Origin of the sequence: Oceanobacillus saliphilus, assembly GCF_023522835.1 — a bacterium.
GTDB classification, from domain to species: Bacteria; Bacillota; Bacilli; order Bacillales; family Amphibacillaceae; genus Oceanobacillus; species Oceanobacillus saliphilus.
This window is the reverse complement of record NZ_JALCZU010000007.1, coordinates 36,563-53,336: the sequence shown is the minus strand read 5'-3', so window position 1 is coordinate 53,336 and position 16,774 is coordinate 36,563. Positions and strand designations below refer to the sequence as shown.

Sequence of the window (16,774 nt, the reverse complement as noted above, 5' to 3'; positions counted from 1 at the left end):
ATTAACTAAGTGATAATTATCACAAACGAAACCGTGAAAAACGTATATGATGATAGATAGAACTATCTTAGGAGGGATTATTTTTGTCGTTTTATGAGTTGCTTTTATTTGTTCATATCTTTTCTGCAATATTAGGAATGGGGCCGGGTTTTGTTATGATTGTAACGGTGAAAAAAGCCAATAATATGACAGAGCTCAGACATGCCTACATCATTCGTAATCGGCTTCATATTTTCACAATGGTCGGAGGGACACTATTGCTCGTGACAGGTATTTGGATGGGATTTCTTCATACATACCTTTTCACACAAGGGTGGTACTGGCTGAGCCTCGTTTTATTCCTTATAGCTTTGGCATTCGGTCCATTTGTACTGGCGCCAAGGTCCAGACCAGTCAAAAAGCTTTTAGCTGAGCATCAAGGGGAAGACATTCCGGAAAACTATGATAAACTTGCGAGCAAGCTTTTCTTTTTTGAACGTATTGAAAATGGGATTTTTTTAGTTGTCATTGCACTGATGATTCTAAAGCCATTTTGAAATCTTTTGAGATCAACTAGATAGCTTTTTCGTCTTATGTTTGAGTGATTTGATAATAGGTAATTATTGTATTTAAATAAGATCTATGATATAGTCATTTAAATTTTACCTTAACGGGATGACAACCCGTTAAGGGCGATTCGCGCAACACGAAAGATCAATTTATAGAAAGGAGAAATCTAACATGAGACAAGTTACATTAGAGCAGGTTTTTACACATCCCATTACACAAAAATATTTGAAAAGGTCTGGTATAGCACATGCGATTGCTGTAGCAGAATACGCCTATATATTTTCAAAACGATTCGATGTAAACCCCGACCATGCGACCAAAGCTGCGTTATTGCATGATATTGGGCATTATACATGGTATCGCGATGGCGAGTGGGATTATCAACTCTATAAGGAAAATGATATTCATGCAATTAAGGGAGCAAGCAGAGCGCATAAGCTGCTTATTCGAATTGGAGAAGAACGTCAGGCTGCAAAGGAAATAGCTGTGGCGATTTTACTCCATACGGACTCTTATTTGCCTAAAGGTGAACTGAAATTAAAACCATTGCAGCAAGTAGTTACGATGGCAGATGAAGCCGACGAAGAAAATGGCGGAAACCATCATTATAAAAAGATTGAAGAGCATATTGCGCTTGAACGGATTCGTGCACTTGATGTACAAATTGACTTAGCATTGTCTTTAGCATAGCCAATCCCCGGGAAATGTATAGCAACTTCTCTGTAATCAAGCTCTGCTCATTTCTCCAGTCAGGCGAGTTTTGCCTATTCCTCCTCTTCCGGTTTTGTATCGATTTGTGGGTCGTTTCGTGTAAAGTCACTGCGTTTCCCATAACGTATCAAATCATAAACCACCCTCCCGTTACTTGGCTGTCCATCAGGATAGTACATTGGAATTGCATCGAAAAGCAGAAAATAAAAGGCATAGAAAACGAATTGATTCCAAAATGTCTCATGTGCAAGTAAATCATTTGCCAATAGCCCATTAATGACTAATGCAACAAATAAATTGGCGAGAATGGGTGAAGAATAAATGAAGATATGGGCAATTTTTGTATCTCTTTCAAGTGAATCGTAGTGACACCAGCTGTACATGAAATAAAATCTCCTTACTTCAAAAATCCAGAATTTAAAGAAATAAGGGCCCGAACCGATCGTTATGGTCGCCTCCTTGACCCCAAATATTTTTCCAGCAATTAAATAACCCATCTCCCTAATAAGAGATACAATGGGCAGTATAATGAATACGGACATTGCCAATCTTAAAAAGTCCAGTAACCCAAACACTTCCAAACACCAGCTTTCCAGTAAAAATATACAATATGCTAAATTCTTTAAGCTACATACAAACGAATACCCGCATTTCAAAAAAATAATCATTGAAAAGTTGGTTGTCACCAAGCCTTTCGAGCACAGCCATAGTTGCACTTATTAGTAAGAAAAGTATGTATGCTTTCTTATCCAATAAAAAATCCTGCTCAAAGTGAACAGGATTAGTTATGATGCTATTCTGTTGCCCCAAGATATTCTTCCAATGTAATATTCTGAGACATAATTTCCTTTGCAGCTTTTTTACCTACATACCGCAAATGCCAAGGTTCATACGTGTACCTAGTTATCTCTTCTTTTCCTTCAGGGAACCGGATGATAAATCCGTATTCGGCTGCATTTTCCTGAATCCATTGTCCTTCTTTTGTATCACCAAATTCAAAGACTAGTTTAAAATTAACTTCTGGGCTCGTCACGTCCATTGCTAGGCCGGTTTGGTGCTCGCTTTCACCAGGACGTGAGCTGAAAGTGTTTGCTTCTTCTTCACCATGCTCGAGAGCGTTGGAAGCAAAGATAACATCCTGTCTATCGTAGGAGCGATAACCAGATTGGGCAAACAGCTCAAGTCCTTCTTCCTGAGCTGCCGCAAATAAACTTTCCAAAGAATTTGCGGCAACTTTTCGCATTTGTTTCTTAGGCAGATCTTCCTCGAAAGGAAAAGGAACATCAGGTATGACAAGATCTTCCGGAACATAATCTGCTGGAAGAGCATGTTCTTTATTGATAAGTGCTAGCTGTTCATAAGGATTTGCAATAACCTCTGTACCTGCATTTGTAAACGCTGGTTCTACTGTTTGCGGCAAACCCGATCCAACAACTATTTTTATAGTATTGTTTATTGCATCATTTAATGCGCTTTTCGTTTGTTCATCATAGATACCGGATGAAAGCAGGGAATCGTGCTGTAATTGAAAATCCGTTATAGCCCAAGTAGTGGCTGCATCATATTCACCGTTCTCTGACAACTCATACCCAATATAATTCAAAGCGATTTGAAGCTGGAGGACTTGTTCTCCTGTATCCTTCTTCTGGAGGGAATCTGCAGGAAGCGTGACGGTTTGTTCTTCTTGTTTATGGTTAGGTTCTTTAAGTTTCTCTTCTTTTGTAGGAGTTTCATCAAAATCGGATGGTGCTTGTTCTTCTGGTTGCTTTGTTTGATCAAATGCAGAGCATGCGGACAATAAACCTAATATAGTTACTATCAAAAATAGAATAGATGATTTTTTCTTGTTGAACATCGTTTTATCTCTCCTTGTGAATCTGCCATATTATCGTTATTTTATGATTCTAGAAACAATGGCAGAAGTACAGATATTAATTCATTTTCTCACATTTACCTGCACAATAATAGTAGTGTTCTTAAATGCAATTCATTCGGAAGCGTTAGAAAATTTTAATATTGAAGAAGCTGCTTTCGGTATGAATAGTCCCTATTCATCATATCCATATATGGAGGCAGGGGGTATTGTATGACTGCAACAGAAAAACAACAACCGAAACAAAATGACCTTATAGTCACCATCTTACTTTTTAGCTGTGCTCTATTCATTGTATCAAGCGTCTACGTTACAACTCCGCTAACAAGTGAATTTTCCAATATTTATCAAGTGTCACCGACAGCTGCAGCATGGCCAACAAGTATATTTTCAGTATTTTATGCAATTGGTTTTTTACTATTTGGGCCACTTTCAGACAGGTTTGGCCGAAAACAGATTATATTATTCGGGCTGTGTACCCTGACACTTGTAACGATGGCGATTGGTTTGGTGGACTCGTTTCAATGGTTTCTATTACTGCGTGGATTACAGGGGTTTATGGCAGCCACATTTGCTCCTTCAGCCTTGGCTTATGTATATGATGTATTTCCTGAGTTTAAGATACCTACTGTCATTGGATTTATCAGTTTTGGGTTTGTAACTGCAGGGATTTTTGGCCAAGTGCTGGCTGGGATTGTTAATCAAACGTTTGATTGGCAAATGGTTTTTATCGTTTTTGGATGTATATACTTAGGATGTTCCTTTTTCGTATACTTCTTTCTTCCGGAAGGCATCCATGTCAAAAGGAAGCTAGTGGTTAACAAATATTTACAAAAAGTGAAAGAGATTTTTACAACGAAACTATTATTATTGTCCTATCTTATTACGGTCATGCTACTTCTTACGTTTATTGGTATGTACACAGTTCTTGGAGTGTATTTAAGTAGTTCGCCATTTAATTTATCAGATAAGGAGATTCTTATTATTCGTGCATTAGGATTTATAGGCATGCTTATTTCGCCTTTTACAGGTTATTTTATCAAACGATTTGGTCTAATCCCAGTATTTCGAATGGGTTTGTTGATTAGTGTACTTGGTTTGACTACGGTAGGAGCCGTAACGAATCTGATTTTGATAGCTGGGTTGACTATATTCTATGTTGCTGGCATTTCGATCACGTTTCCATCCATTATGATACTCGTGGGAAATCTCGGGGGAGAGGACCGCGCAGTTGCTGCATCCTTTTATACATTCATCCTGTTTATAGGTGCCACTTTAGGACCGATAGTAGCAACAACATTTATGCAACTGGGAAGTTATTTTACTACGCTTTTGTTCCTTGCCTTCTTAATGGCAATTGGATTGATAGCTTCATTTTTTATCCATATAAAGAGTGAATCCAGATCCGAGTAAATATGGATCTGGACTTTTAATCGTTATTATTTTGCTTCAACCAACTTGCAGATTTCCACAATTACGTTAGATGCTTTTTCCATATTATCAACAGAAATGTATTCAAATTTACCATGGAAATTCTCCCCACCTGTAAATATATTTGGTGTTGGTAAACCCATATAGGATAATTGTGAGCCGTCTGTTCCACCACGGATAGGTTCAACGATTGGATCAATATTCAAGTTCTTCATAGCTTGGCTGGCAATATCCACAATTTCTTTAACGGGTTCGATTTTCTCACGCATATTGTAATATTGATCAGCCATATCCAGTTCCACGGATGTATCACCATGTACTTCTTTTATTTCTTGAACAAATGATTTTAAAGTACTTTTACGTCCTTCAAATTTATATCGATCATGATCACGTAAAATGTAATAAACCTTTGTCTTTTCCACATCACCATCGATTGAAATAAGATGGTAAAAACCTTCATAGCCTTCTGTATGTTCAGGTGATTCCTTTTGAGGAAATTTATTTACAAATTCGGCAGCCAATTTCCCTGAATTGACCATTTTATTTTTAGCTGTTCCTGGGTGAACGCTGTTTCCTTTGAATGTAACCTTTGCCGCAGCAGCGTTGAAACTTTCATATTGTAACTCACCGAGTGGTCCGCCATCGATGGTATAAGCAAAATCCGCACCAAAGCGTTCGACGTCGAATTTATGTGGTCCACGGCCAATTTCCTCATCTGGTGTAAACGCCACCCGAATTCTGCCATGTTTTATCTCAGGTTGTTGGATCAGATAATTTATGGCAGTCATAATTTCTGCGACCCCAGCTTTATTGTCTGCACCGAGCAATGTGGTTCCGTCGGTCGTTATCAGTGTGTGACCTTTATAGCTTGGAAGCTCCGGAAACTCTTTGGCAGACAAAACGACATGTAAGTCTTTATTCAGTGTTAGATCGTTACCATCAAAATTTTCAATGATTTGCGGTTTTACATTTTTCCCAGTGAAGTCTGTTGCGGTATCTACGTGTGCCAGAAATCCAATTGTCGGAACTTCTTTATCCGTATTTGATGGAAGGGTGGCCATTAGATAGCCATTTTCATCAGACTCCACATCCTCCATACCGATTTCTTTCAGTTCTTTTGTTAGTACATTAATAAGATCCAGCTGACCGGGAGTTGAAGGTGTTGACGGAGAATCTTCATTTGATTGTGTATCTATTTTCACATATGTAGTAAAGCGTTCTATCAGTTCTTCTCTCATGGTTATTTCGCTCCTTTTTAATTTAAGGTGTTTTTTAGTAAAATGTTTTTGTTGCAAAATCTGTAAAATGCGAGTTATCAACTGCAACGAAAGAGGCTTGTTTTAGTAGTATTTTACCACACCAAATAACGGAAATCGAAATAATTGGAAAGAGGATATTGATTCTTTTTGTCGAAAGTTATAATAAAGCATCAATTAGGAGTGGAAATATGATTAGAGAAGCAGTAATGGATGATGGAGAAGAACTTGCATCGCTTATCCAGAAGGTAGAGTCGGAAAGCCCTTATATGCTGTACGAAGCAGGAGAGAGAAATATAACACCTGAAAACCAGTCAAAAATAATTAATAAACTTAACCAAGAAGAAAATTCAACAGTTTTCGTAACAGTAAAAGAAGGGAGATTAGTCGGTTATCTTTTTGCTATCGGAGGAAATGCAAGAAAGAATAAGCATAGTGCCTACATCGTAATTGGCATAGAAAAGAACTACCGGGGATTAGGCATTGGAACGGAAATGTTTAGGAAGATGGAGGATTGGGCTTCTAAACAGAAGATTCATCGATTAGAATTGACTGTAATAGAGGAAAATCTGGCAGGTGTAAAATTATATGAGAAGGCTGGTTTTGAAGTAGAAGGAAAGAAAAGGGATTCCTTGTACATGAATGATAGATTTGTAGATGAATATTATATGAGCAAATTACTGGAGGGATAGAATGACGAATCTAATTAGCGTCAGCCGTCTGAAACGTCGCTTGGAAAACAATCAGAACAATACCGTAATTGTTGACGTAAGGTTTCAACTGGATGATCCTGATGCAGGCAGGAAAATGTATTTGCAAGACCATTTGCCAGGGGCAGTTTATATGGACCTTAATAAAGATTTATCTGGAAAGACTCAAAAGCATGGTGGGAGTCATCCACTTCCGGATTGGGAATTATTTACGGCGAAAATTGGAAATATAGGAATTGATAATAATACAACAGTCGTTATTTATGATCAGAGCAATGATATGTTTGCTGCAAGGTTATGGTGGATGCTGGAGACAATCAGCCATGAGAGGGTGTACATTCTTGAGGGAGGATATGATGGTTGGATTGAGGAAGGGAACCAAGTGACTGACGAACTTCCTTCCTTGGTGGCGAAAGAATATGATGCTGAAATTGGCAGCAACAGAATCGTCAACATGCAGGAGGTTAAGGAAAAAATAAAGACAAATACCGCCACAGTAATAGATTCACGAGCAAGAGAACGATACTTAGGGGAATGGGAGCCTTTGTACAGTAAGGCCGGTCATATTCCAGGTGCAAAAAATTACTTTTGGAAAGATGTGCTTGCCGAAGATGGTTCATGGAAAAAAGATGATGAACTAAAAAAGCATTTTTCCAGCTTATCCAAAGATGATGAGATTATCGTTTCGTGTGGTTCGGGCGTGTCTGCATGCCCAAATATCCTTGCATTAAAAAAAGCCGGGTTTTCGAATGTGAAACTATATCCGGGCAGTTTCAGTGACTGGATTTCCTATGTTGAAAATGAAGTAGAGCTAGAGGAGAACTAAGATGGAGAAAGAACGATGCAAGTGGGTTACATCAGATGAAATATATATAAAATATCATGATGATGAATGGGGCAGACCTATCCATGATGATGAAAAATTCTTTGAAATGCTTTCACTGGAAGGTGCACAAGCTGGGTTAAGCTGGCTTACCATATTGAAACGAAGAGAGAATTATAGAGTGGCATTTGATCATTTTAATCCAAAAATAATTAGTGAATACAAGGATGAAAAAATTGCGGAACTGCAGCTTAATGAGGGTATTATTAGAAACAAAAGCAAGATAAAATCAGTTATTACAAATGCAAGAGCTTTCTTAACCATTCAGGATGAGTTCGGCAGCTTTGACAACTATATTTGGCAATTTGTTGGTGGCTCGCCAATTAATAATAATTGGAAGACAGATGCACATATACCGTCAACAACAATTCAATCCGAGCAAATGAGCAAGGATTTGAAAAAACGCGGTTTTAAATTTGTTGGCCCTACAATTTGCTATGCATTTATGCAGGCAACCGGTATGGTGAATGATCATACGAAGGAATGCTTTTTGTATCATGAAAAGATAGATTCATGACTCTTCATAGTTTGAGGGTATCCTTAACCAGGATATCCTTTCATTAAAAAATCAGGGAAGTATAATTAATGCAGCTCATTGATTAACAGAAAAGCCATGTTCAGCTTCGGTTCCTAGAAATTCCATCCTTAAGCAAATAGTGCCACAGGGAGTCATGAATTAATTTTGTCGATGGTGATTAAGGTAACGGGCGCATGTGCTATTTTTCTCCAAATACCCTTTGCACAACTCGCTCATATTCTTTGAAATAGTCGGGAACCTCTTTTTCGGTCAGCCCAACATACATGTTTTTAACGATGGACTGGTTATACCATAACTGTTCATTGAAACCAGCGTTGAAGTTTTTCCATATGACGTCACCTTGCTGTGCCAAATCTTTTTCAAGTCCAATCAGATTGTCGAGTTTATCAGCTACAATCAAATATTTTATCTCTTTATCGGCATTTTTAATGGTATCAATGGTATGCTGTTTACGATTTTGCCAAGACTTTGATTTATCTTCTGTATGTGCTGCGACAATTTGGGCAACTTCTGAGCCAAATTCCCTTTCGATATCCTCTAATTCAACTGTTGTATCTTCAACGACATCATGAAGATAAGCGGCACATACCAATTCGTCCCTAAACCCTGCATTTTCAAGTCTCTTGGCCACACGTATCGGATGAGTTATATACGGTACATCTGAATTTTTCCGGGTCTGACCTTTATGCGCATGGGATGCAAATTCTTTTGCTTTTGTCTTCATTATTCTCAGCTCCTTTTGGTTCTGTTCATTACGAGAAAGAAAATGATGCTCTTGACGAATTAACTTTACTATATCACATAATATACAGATAGCTCTTTCTTTCATTTCAGTGACGAAACAAGTAGACTAGAAGGTAAAGACATTTTAAAAATTAGCGGAGGTACCACCAATGGAAAAAGGAATCAATCAACGGAAAACGGAACATATACGACTTTGTTTAACTGGAAACGTTGAAGGGGTAAATAAATCTACAGGTCTTGAAGGGATTAATTTCATACATAATGCATTACCGGAAATAAATTTTGCCGATATAACGCTTGAAACAAGTTTTCTCGGTAAAAAACTCCAAGCGCCGTTTTTGGTCAGTTCGATGACCGGTGGATCAGAACTTGCAACTACCATTAATCAGAATCTCGCAATTGCAGCTGAAGAAAAAGGCTGGGCTCTTGCAATTGGGTCGACACGTGCATTTTTGGAAAGTGATCAGTATAAAGAATCATTCCTTATCCGTAAACAGGCTCCAACTGCGCCAGTGATTGTAAATATTGGAGCGGTACAATTCAATTATGGATATGGTCCGGAAGAATGCCAACGAATTATCGATAAAACAGGTGCAGATTCCATTGTGCTTCATTTGAACAGCCTACAAGAAGCGGTTCAGGATGGGGGAGATTTGAACTTTGAAAATCTTTTGCCTAAAATCGAGCAGGTTTGTAAAACATTGGACGCACCAGTTGGAGTTAAAGAAGTTGGTTTTGGAATTGATGGCCCGGTTGCTGAGAAACTATACAATGCCGGAATCTCCTATATAGATGTTGCTGGAGCAGGTGGGACATCATGGAGTCAGGTGGAAAAATTACGCTCGCGTGATCCGTTAAATAAAGCTGCGGCCGAAGCATTCAATAACTGGGGTATCCCTACAAAAGACTGTATTGTTTCCGTTCGAAGCAAGCTTCCGGAGGCTCCTCTTGTTGCCAGTGGTGGGATGAAAACAGGTGTAGATGCTGCAAAAGCGATTACCATCGGAGCAGACATCGTAGGTTATGCGCGTCAATTGCTGAAAGCTGCTACAGAATCACCTGAAGCCGTTACACAAACGATGGAGCAAATTGAACTTGAATTAAAAATGACAATGTTTGGAATCGGGGTTAAAAACCTTGATGAATTAAAGAATACCAAGCGTGTCAGCATAATGGGACAATCTTTATTAGAAGAAAACAGCTAAAGCCAAATTTGGCCTTAGCTGTTTTTTATCTGTTAATGTTTCATATACTTGGGTTTTTACCGTCTGAATCACGGGTACTAGTAATGTAAAAAAGGAGAGATATATCATGCCGTGGACGATGGACGACTATCCATCTTCAATGAAAAATCTAAATGAAGTTACAAAAAAGAAAGCAATCGATATTGCCAATGCCATGGTCGATGAAGGCTATGAAGAAGGGCGTGCCATTCCAATAGCTATTGAGCAAGCAAAGGAATGGCGTGAAAATGCATCAAATGATGAAGTTAGTGACTATAAACAACAAGGAAAACCTACCCAACGTTCGAAGGAAGGGAGAAAGTACCAAAGCAATCCTGAACGTTTGGAAGAAGGGCAAGAAGTTGTTGCGCATGAGGATGGTTGGGCGGTAAAATCAAGCGGAGCCAAACGTGCCAGTGAAGTTTTTGCTAACAAAGATGAAGCAATGAAGCGCGCTCGGGAAATTGCTAAGAACAAAGGAAGCTCATTAACCATTTATAAGCAGGATGGCTCGGTACAGAATAAACAATCATATAATCAGTAAATGAAGGAAGACTACGACAAGGGTAGTCTTTTTTTGCAGAAACGGCAAATAAACCCGGTATGGCATATTAACTTCTTCCCCGACCTAACACACTTAAGCCGATGGACTAGTCGTTTCCGCTATTGATTGAAGCACATTGTTTTCCTCTAAAGTTTGTGCTGTGCTACAATATTTTAAGAAAGAGGGGTGTTTCTAATGAAGATTGAAGTTTGGTCAGATTTTGTTTGTCCATTCTGTTATATTGGGAAACGAAAGCTGGAAAATGCTATGGAGCAGTTTCCGCACCGCGAAAACGTAACAGTAGAATATAAAAGTTATCAGCTTGATCCGTCCGCAAAGCATATACCTGGAAAAGATTTTTATGAAACATTTTCTCAGTTAAAAGGAATGCCTTTGGAACAAGTGAAAGTCATGAATCAGCAAGTTGGTCAGCAGGCGGCAAGTGTAGGACTGACATACAATTTCGATGATATGAAATATGCAAATACGTTTGATGCCCATCGTGTGGCGAAATATGCTGATGAACAGGGAAAAGGAAAGGAAATCACAGAAAGATTTCTATACGCCTATTTTACCGAATCAGAGCTTATGAGTGACCCAGATACATTAATCAGGCTTGCTGGTGAAGTTGGGTTGGATACAAAAGAGGTTGAAGAAGTAGTACACTCTGATAAGTACAAGAATAGAGTGAACGAGGATATTGATGTTGCGAAACAAATTGGCGTTCAAGGTGTGCCTTTCTTTGTATTTAATGAGAAATATGCCATCTCGGGAGCGCAGCCTGAAGAAGTATTTCTTGAAGTGTTTGAAAAAGTGTGGAAAGAAGAGGTAGAAAAACCGGTATTAAAATCATTGAATCCGAAAAAATCAGAAACAACCTATTGTACGGATGAAGGCTGCGATGTAAATAATTAATGTTAAAACATACCGTGAGGAAATATATTCACGGTATGTTTTTATGGTTCCATTATTCACTGAAAATAAAGCCTATTTTTTATTGACGGTTTCTGTAATTCTGTTATACTGAGATTGTAAGTCTAATTGATAATGAATATCATTCTTATTTAGAGTTAGTTAAAGGTAATAATAATTATTAATAACACTATGCAAATAGTGTTTACAACTTTGGGGATACTGGGGAATTGCTGAAAGCCAATGCATCTATGTAAAGAAGCTGCAGTGATTTTTCCAGGGAGAAGGGCAGTCTATGAAGATAAGATATTTAATTTTAGCATTAGTTGTTCTATCCATAGCATCGCTTTTTATAGGTGTTTCTGACATAACACCCTTGGACATATTTAATCTGACAGAATCTCAACAGCAGGTCATGCTGGTGAGTAGAATTCCGCGACTGTTCAGTATCATTATCGCTGGAATGAGCATGAGTATTGTTGGGCTGATCATGCAGCAACTAAGCAGAAACAAGTTTGTTTCACCTACAACTGCGGGTACTTTGGACGCTGCAAGACTGGGTATTCTTGTTTCCATGATGGTTTTCACAGCTGCAACACCTTTACAAAAAATGCTTGTTTCTTTCGCTTTCGCCCTGCTGGGGACGTTTTTATTCATGAAAATCCTTGAGAAAATTAAATTCAAGGATGCAATATTTATTCCCTTAATTGGGTTAATGTTCGGTAATATCATCAGTTCCATATCCACTTTCTTTGCCTATCAAAATGATCTTATACAAAATATGGCATCCTGGATGCAAGGCGATTTCTCTATGATTATGAGTGGGAATTATGAATTGATGTTTATAAGTATTCCGATCCTGTTATTGGCGTACATTTATGCCAATAAGTTTACCATTGCAGGAATGGGAGAGGATTTTTCAAAAAACCTCGGGCTCAACTACCGTCAAGTAGTCAATCTTGGACTGGTAATAAGTGCGTTAGTTACGGCGTCCGTCGTATTGGCAGTCGGTGTCATACCGTTTCTTGGGTTAATTATACCGAACATTGTTACCATCTATCAGGGAGACCATTTAAAGAGGACGTTGTTACATACCGCATTGCTAGGTGCTGTATTTGTATTGTTTTGCGACATCATCGGTAGAGTAATTATTTATCCTTATGAAATTCCAATCAGCTTGACCGTTGGGGTTATAGGTAGTGGAATATTCATCTATCTATTATTAAGGAGAAAAAAATATGGGTTATAAAAAGAAAACAATTATACTCGCCGTAATCGCATTCTTGCTAGCATTGTTATACATCTTTTATGATTTGAGCGGAAATATTGAATATATATTACCAAGACGATTTATTAAAGTCTTTGCCATTATCCTCACCGGTGGCGCAATTGCTTTTGCAACTGTCGTCTTTATGACAATTACAAACAATCGAATTCTGACACCAAGTGTACTGGGTCTCGATTCCCTGTATATGTTAATTCAAACATTTATCGTTTTCATTTTCGGTGCAAATTCACTTGTTATGATGAATAGTGAAATCAATTATCTTATTTCCATTGGCATTATGGTTCTATTCTCTTTACTGTTGTACCGTTTCTTGTTTCAGGGAGAAAAGAACAATATTTATTTTCTGCTTTTAATTGGAATGATCCTCGGTACATTCTTTGGAAGCTTTACGGACTTTATGCAGGTACTTATTGACCCGAATGAGTTTATGATTGCCCAGGATCAGATGTTTGCAAGCATCAACAATGTGAATACAGATTTGGTGTATGTTTCAGTTATTATTCTCGCATTGGTTATGCTCTACTTCATGCGTTTTTATAAATATTTGGATGTAATCGCATTGGGGAAAGATGAGGCAATAAATCTTGGAGTTCCTTATGAGTATGTAGTTAAGCGATTATTGATTATTGTAGCTATATTAATATCTGTGTCCACTGCACTGATTGGTCCGATTACGTTCCTTGGTTTGCTCGTTGTAAACCTTGCATACGAATTCATGAAGACCTATCGTCATTTCTATATTATACTCAGCTCAGTTTTCATAAGCTTGATAGCTTTACTGGGTGGGCAATTCATAGTGGAAAAAGTATTCACGTTCAACACAACAATCAGTGTCATCATTAATTTTATCGGTGGCGTTTACTTTATATATCTTTTGTTAAAGGAGAATAAAAAATGGTAGATTTGAAAAATGTTTTTAAATCATATAACAAAAAGAAAGTAATCGACGATGTTTCTCTTGAAATAGAAAAAGGAACAATCACTTCTTTTATCGGTCCAAATGGTGCCGGGAAAAGTACGTTAATCTCCATGATCAGCCGATTAATAGCAAAAGATAATGGTGCCATTACAATTGATGGCGAGGATATATTGCATACCAAAAACAACGAATTGGCTAAAAAGATTTCCATCTTAAAGCAATCCAATGCAATAAATCTTAAATTGACTATTCGTGAACTCGTATCCTTTGGACGTTTCCCTTATTCACAGGGGAAATTAACAAAAGAAGATGAGGCTAAAATTGATGAAGCCATTGATTATATGGAACTTCGTGAGATGCAGGATAAATATTTGGATGAATTAAGTGGTGGACAGCGCCAACGCGCACATATTGCAATGGTCATCGCACAGGATACCGAATATATTTTACTTGATGAACCACTGAACAATCTGGATATGCGTCATTCCGTACAAATCATGAAAACATTGCGTAAGCTTGTAAATGAGATGGGTAAAACCATTCTTCTCGTTATTCATGATATTAACTTTGCATCATGTTATTCCGATCATATCGTAGCACTGAAGGATGGTAAAATTGTGAAACAGGGTCGCACATGTGATGTAATTGACAAATGTGTGCTTAAAGAAATTTACGATATGGATATTGACATCAAGGAAATTGATGACAGACGTATTTGTGTGTATTTCTAATAACGATGAAACAGGATATGTGTGGGAAACGAATATGGGAGAAGTCAGCAAATGAAGGCAAAAAAAAGCCCCTTATAATGGAATGGTCAAATTGACAAAACCATTATAAAGGAGCAACACCTAACCTTAGTTTACCTCATCTAGTTGATTTGGTAAATGATTTTGCCTAAATAAACAATAGATTCCGGGATGTTTTGAGCGCTCAACATTACAGGAACATAAATATAACAGCTCATTTGCTGGAAAAATCTTTGCCCTTCATTTGCTAACCATAGTGGTTTTCAATCTGTTTCCATATATTTATGAATCATTCGTTATTTTAAATAATATATTTTAAAAACAGAAGGAGTTAAATTATATGAAGAAATTGTCGCTAATACTCGTAATGAGTTTATTAGTTCTATTTATGGCGGCCTGCGTATCAGATACTACTGACGAAGGTGCTGCCAACGCTTCAGGAGATGATGCTGGCAATGAAACGGTTACAGTTTCACACGGACTTGGAGAGAGAGAAGTACCAAAAAACCCTAAAAATATAGTGGTTTTTGATTTTGGTATTTTAGATACGTTGGATAAAATCGGTGTTGAAGTGGCGGGAGTTGCCCAATCAGGAACAATTCCGACTTACTTGGAAAAATATGCAAGTGATGATTATGAAAATATCGGAAGTCTAAAAGAACCTGATTTTGAAAAAATTGCGTCTATGAACCCTGATTTAATTATCATTTCAGATCGTCAGGCAAGTTTACATGATCAGCTTGAAGAAATTGCACCAACGATTCATCTCGGTGTAGATCCAACTAACTATATGGAGTCCTTCCTTGAAAATATGGCTGTTGTTGGTGAAATTTTCGATGCTCAGGATGAAATTGAAGCAGAATTGACTGAGATTGAAGAATCCATAACAGCTGTTAAAGAAAAGGCCGCCGCATCAGACGAGAAGGCACTAATTATTTTAGCAAATGATGATAAAATCAGTGCTTATGGCCCCAATTCCCGTTTCGGTTTGATTCATGATGTGCTAGGAGTAGCTCCAGTTGATGAATCCATTGAAGCTGCAACACATGGAATGAATGTCACTTTTGAATATGTAATGGAACAGGATCCGGAGCTATTGTATGTAGTGGATAGAAGTGCTGCTGTTGGTGGAGATACTTCAGCACAGCAACTTGTTGAAAATCAACTGGTAGAAAATACGCAAGCATATAAAAATGATAATATATATTATTTGGATCCCGATTTCTGGTATCTTTCTGGTGGTGGATTAGTATCTGTTGCAGAAATGATTAACGAAATTGATTCCAGTTTAAATTAAGTAAAAACGCAACCCAAGTGGTTGCGTTTTTTTCGCAGATAGGAGAGCATAAAACTTTCCTATCCGCATAAGTGCAACGAAAGCTGTCACGGAAAGGCTTGGTGACAATCTAGTTTTCGAATGCTTCTCCTTATGAAATTCTAGGCAAAAGTAAGTAAATATCTGTTTTAATTGTTATCCAAATGTAAATAAACCGGTGGAATCCCGATTTGACAAGGCTAACCGGTAATTGGGACATCTTTTATTGCTTGATATTAAGTATGTAAGTATGTTTGAATGGAGGAAGACTTAGTAGAAATGAGGGAATAATTTAATGAAAAAGCTTTTAATGCTGTTAACAACACTTACTTTAGCCATCACTCTAGCTGCCTGCAACAATGATGATGATGTAGAAGAAAGTGAAAATACAGGAACCGATACATCTGAACAAGCACAACAGGAACTTGAAATAACGGAAGAGGAACAACTTGAAGATGATACATCCGTAGCGGTTGTAAATGGTGAAGAGATTATTGGTAAGGATTATAATCCAATCTACAGCCAGGTGAAAACAACCATGTATCAATATGGACAAGATGTCAGTAACCTGGAAATGATCCAAAATCAAACGGTTGATATTCTTATTGAGCAAACACTCATCAAACAGGATGCGGAAACAGCAGGGATTGAAGTGACAGAAGAAGAGGCGGAAGAAGAGCTGGCTAGAATTAAAGAAGCTAGTAACGAAGAGCAGTTCACCGCATTACTGGAACAATATAATATGACAGAAGAAGATTTTAAAAATCAGCTTGTGGATGACATGATTACTATGAAATATGTAGAAGAATTTGATACCGAAGTCTCTGACGAAGAAGTACAGGAATATTATGACCAGTTGAAAGAACAAAATGAAGAAATTGGTGAATTAGAAGAAGTAGAAGATCAAATAAGAGAAATACTTGTTAACGAAAAACAAAGTGAGCAGCTGCGCGCCAAAGTCGAAGAATTGAGAGAAACTGCGGAAGTGGAAACTTTAATATAAAACACCACTTATGGTGAACGGTTTCTGAAAGCTGGGAATGACAGTTCATATAGGCAGCACAAGGTCTGATTCTGGTATAAAACCGGAATCAGACCTTTTTATTTTTCGTATATCTGTTTCATGTAA

18 protein-coding genes are annotated in these 16,774 nt (G+C 37.7%); 14 read left to right on the top strand and 4 right to left on the bottom strand.

All coding sequences use genetic code 11. The features are described from left to right. The first annotated feature begins 83 nt into the window (after positions 1 to 83). Together MN204_RS12450 and MN204_RS12445 are read left to right on the top strand one after the other, a co-directional pair. Entirely contained in the window at positions 84 to 536 is a 453-nt protein-coding gene (locus MN204_RS12450) for a DUF2269 domain-containing protein (RefSeq protein ID WP_249871413.1), read from the top strand. 184 nt (positions 537 to 720) lie between these two features. Beyond that, complete coding sequence (locus MN204_RS12445; protein WP_249871412.1) at positions 721 to 1,239, top strand: HD domain-containing protein; 519 nt, start codon at positions 721 to 723, stop codon at positions 1,237 to 1,239. A 74-nt stretch (positions 1,240 to 1,313) separates the two neighbouring features. Here MN204_RS12445 and MN204_RS12440 read toward each other — a convergent pair whose 3' ends face one another. Both MN204_RS12440 and MN204_RS12435 read right to left on the bottom strand, forming a co-directional pair. Continuing rightward, positions 1,314 to 1,835, bottom strand: coding sequence for a hypothetical protein (locus MN204_RS12440; RefSeq protein WP_249871411.1), 522 nt, complete (start codon positions 1,833 to 1,835; stop codon positions 1,314 to 1,316). 218 nt (positions 1,836 to 2,053) lie between these two features. Further along, entirely contained in the window at positions 2,054 to 3,115 is a 1,062-nt protein-coding gene (locus tag MN204_RS12435) for a D-alanyl-D-alanine carboxypeptidase family protein (RefSeq protein ID WP_249871410.1), read from the bottom strand. A gap of 231 nt (positions 3,116 to 3,346) precedes the next feature. On the opposite strand from MN204_RS12435, the gene MN204_RS12430 reads away from it, so the two are divergent. Further along, entirely contained in the window at positions 3,347 to 4,546 is a 1,200-nt protein-coding gene (locus MN204_RS12430; protein WP_249871409.1) for an MFS transporter, read from the top strand. A 26-nt stretch (positions 4,547 to 4,572) separates the two neighbouring features. Here MN204_RS12430 and pepT read toward each other — a convergent pair whose 3' ends face one another. Beyond that, on the bottom strand, positions 4,573 to 5,802 hold the full coding sequence (gene pepT, locus MN204_RS12425; RefSeq protein WP_249871408.1) for a peptidase T: 1,230 nt from the start codon (positions 5,800 to 5,802) through the stop codon (positions 4,573 to 4,575). Between the two features lie 209 nt (positions 5,803 to 6,011). Between pepT and MN204_RS12420 the strand changes: the two genes are divergently transcribed. Genes MN204_RS12420 through MN204_RS12410 form a run of 3 tightly spaced genes read left to right on the top strand, consistent with a single transcriptional unit; the run spans position 6,012 to position 7,930 of the window. After that, positions 6,012 to 6,512 (top strand): GNAT family N-acetyltransferase, encoded by a 501-nt coding sequence (locus MN204_RS12420; protein WP_249871407.1) that lies wholly within the window; start codon positions 6,012 to 6,014, stop codon positions 6,510 to 6,512. A 1-nt stretch (position 6,513) separates the two neighbouring features. Further along, entirely contained in the window at positions 6,514 to 7,356 is an 843-nt protein-coding gene (locus MN204_RS12415) for a sulfurtransferase (protein WP_249871406.1), read from the top strand. Between the two features lies 1 nt (position 7,357). After that, positions 7,358 to 7,930, top strand: a complete 573-nt coding sequence (locus tag MN204_RS12410; RefSeq protein ID WP_249871405.1) for a DNA-3-methyladenine glycosylase I — start codon at positions 7,358 to 7,360, stop codon at positions 7,928 to 7,930. Between the two features lie 199 nt (positions 7,931 to 8,129). Here MN204_RS12410 and MN204_RS12405 read toward each other — a convergent pair whose 3' ends face one another. Further along, positions 8,130 to 8,675: an HD domain-containing protein gene (locus MN204_RS12405; RefSeq protein ID WP_249871404.1), complete on the bottom strand. Its 546-nt coding sequence runs from the start codon at positions 8,673 to 8,675 to the stop codon at positions 8,130 to 8,132. Positions 8,676 to 8,844: 169 nt separating this feature from the next. Here MN204_RS12405 and fni point away from each other — a divergent pair, with 169 nt between their 5' ends. The 8 genes from fni to MN204_RS12365 all read left to right on the top strand — a co-directional run bounded on the left by fni (position 8,845) and on the right by MN204_RS12365 (position 16,648). Continuing rightward, positions 8,845 to 9,900 (top strand): type 2 isopentenyl-diphosphate Delta-isomerase, encoded by a 1,056-nt coding sequence (gene fni / locus MN204_RS12400; RefSeq protein ID WP_249871403.1) that lies wholly within the window; start codon positions 8,845 to 8,847, stop codon positions 9,898 to 9,900. 106 nt (positions 9,901 to 10,006) lie between these two features. After that, positions 10,007 to 10,462 carry a DUF2188 domain-containing protein gene (locus tag MN204_RS12395; protein ID WP_249871402.1) on the top strand — a complete coding sequence of 152 codons (456 nt, stop codon included), beginning with the start codon at positions 10,007 to 10,009 and terminating at the stop codon, positions 10,460 to 10,462. A 195-nt stretch (positions 10,463 to 10,657) separates the two neighbouring features. Further along, a complete protein-coding gene (locus MN204_RS12390) occupies positions 10,658 to 11,377 on the top strand; it encodes a DsbA family oxidoreductase (RefSeq protein WP_249871401.1) in 720 nt (239 codons plus the stop codon). A 292-nt stretch (positions 11,378 to 11,669) separates the two neighbouring features. Next, entirely contained in the window at positions 11,670 to 12,623 is a 954-nt protein-coding gene (locus MN204_RS12385) for an ABC transporter permease (protein WP_249871400.1), read from the top strand. Further along, positions 12,613 to 13,563 carry an iron chelate uptake ABC transporter family permease subunit gene (locus MN204_RS12380; RefSeq protein ID WP_249871399.1) on the top strand — a complete coding sequence of 317 codons (951 nt, stop codon included), beginning with the start codon at positions 12,613 to 12,615 and terminating at the stop codon, positions 13,561 to 13,563. The genes MN204_RS12385 and MN204_RS12380 overlap by 11 nt, the downstream gene beginning before the upstream one ends. Then, positions 13,557 to 14,312, top strand: coding sequence for an iron ABC transporter ATP-binding protein (locus MN204_RS12375; RefSeq protein WP_249871398.1), 756 nt, complete (start codon positions 13,557 to 13,559; stop codon positions 14,310 to 14,312). Before MN204_RS12380 ends, MN204_RS12375 begins: the two co-directional genes overlap by 7 nt. A 358-nt stretch (positions 14,313 to 14,670) precedes the next feature. Then, positions 14,671 to 15,627, top strand: coding sequence for a siderophore ABC transporter substrate-binding protein (locus MN204_RS12370; RefSeq protein ID WP_249871397.1), 957 nt, complete (start codon positions 14,671 to 14,673; stop codon positions 15,625 to 15,627). A 313-nt stretch (positions 15,628 to 15,940) separates the two neighbouring features. Further along, positions 15,941 to 16,648: a SurA N-terminal domain-containing protein gene (locus MN204_RS12365; protein ID WP_249871396.1), complete on the top strand. Its 708-nt coding sequence runs from the start codon at positions 15,941 to 15,943 to the stop codon at positions 16,646 to 16,648. The last annotated feature ends 126 nt before the right edge of the window (positions 16,649 to 16,774 follow it).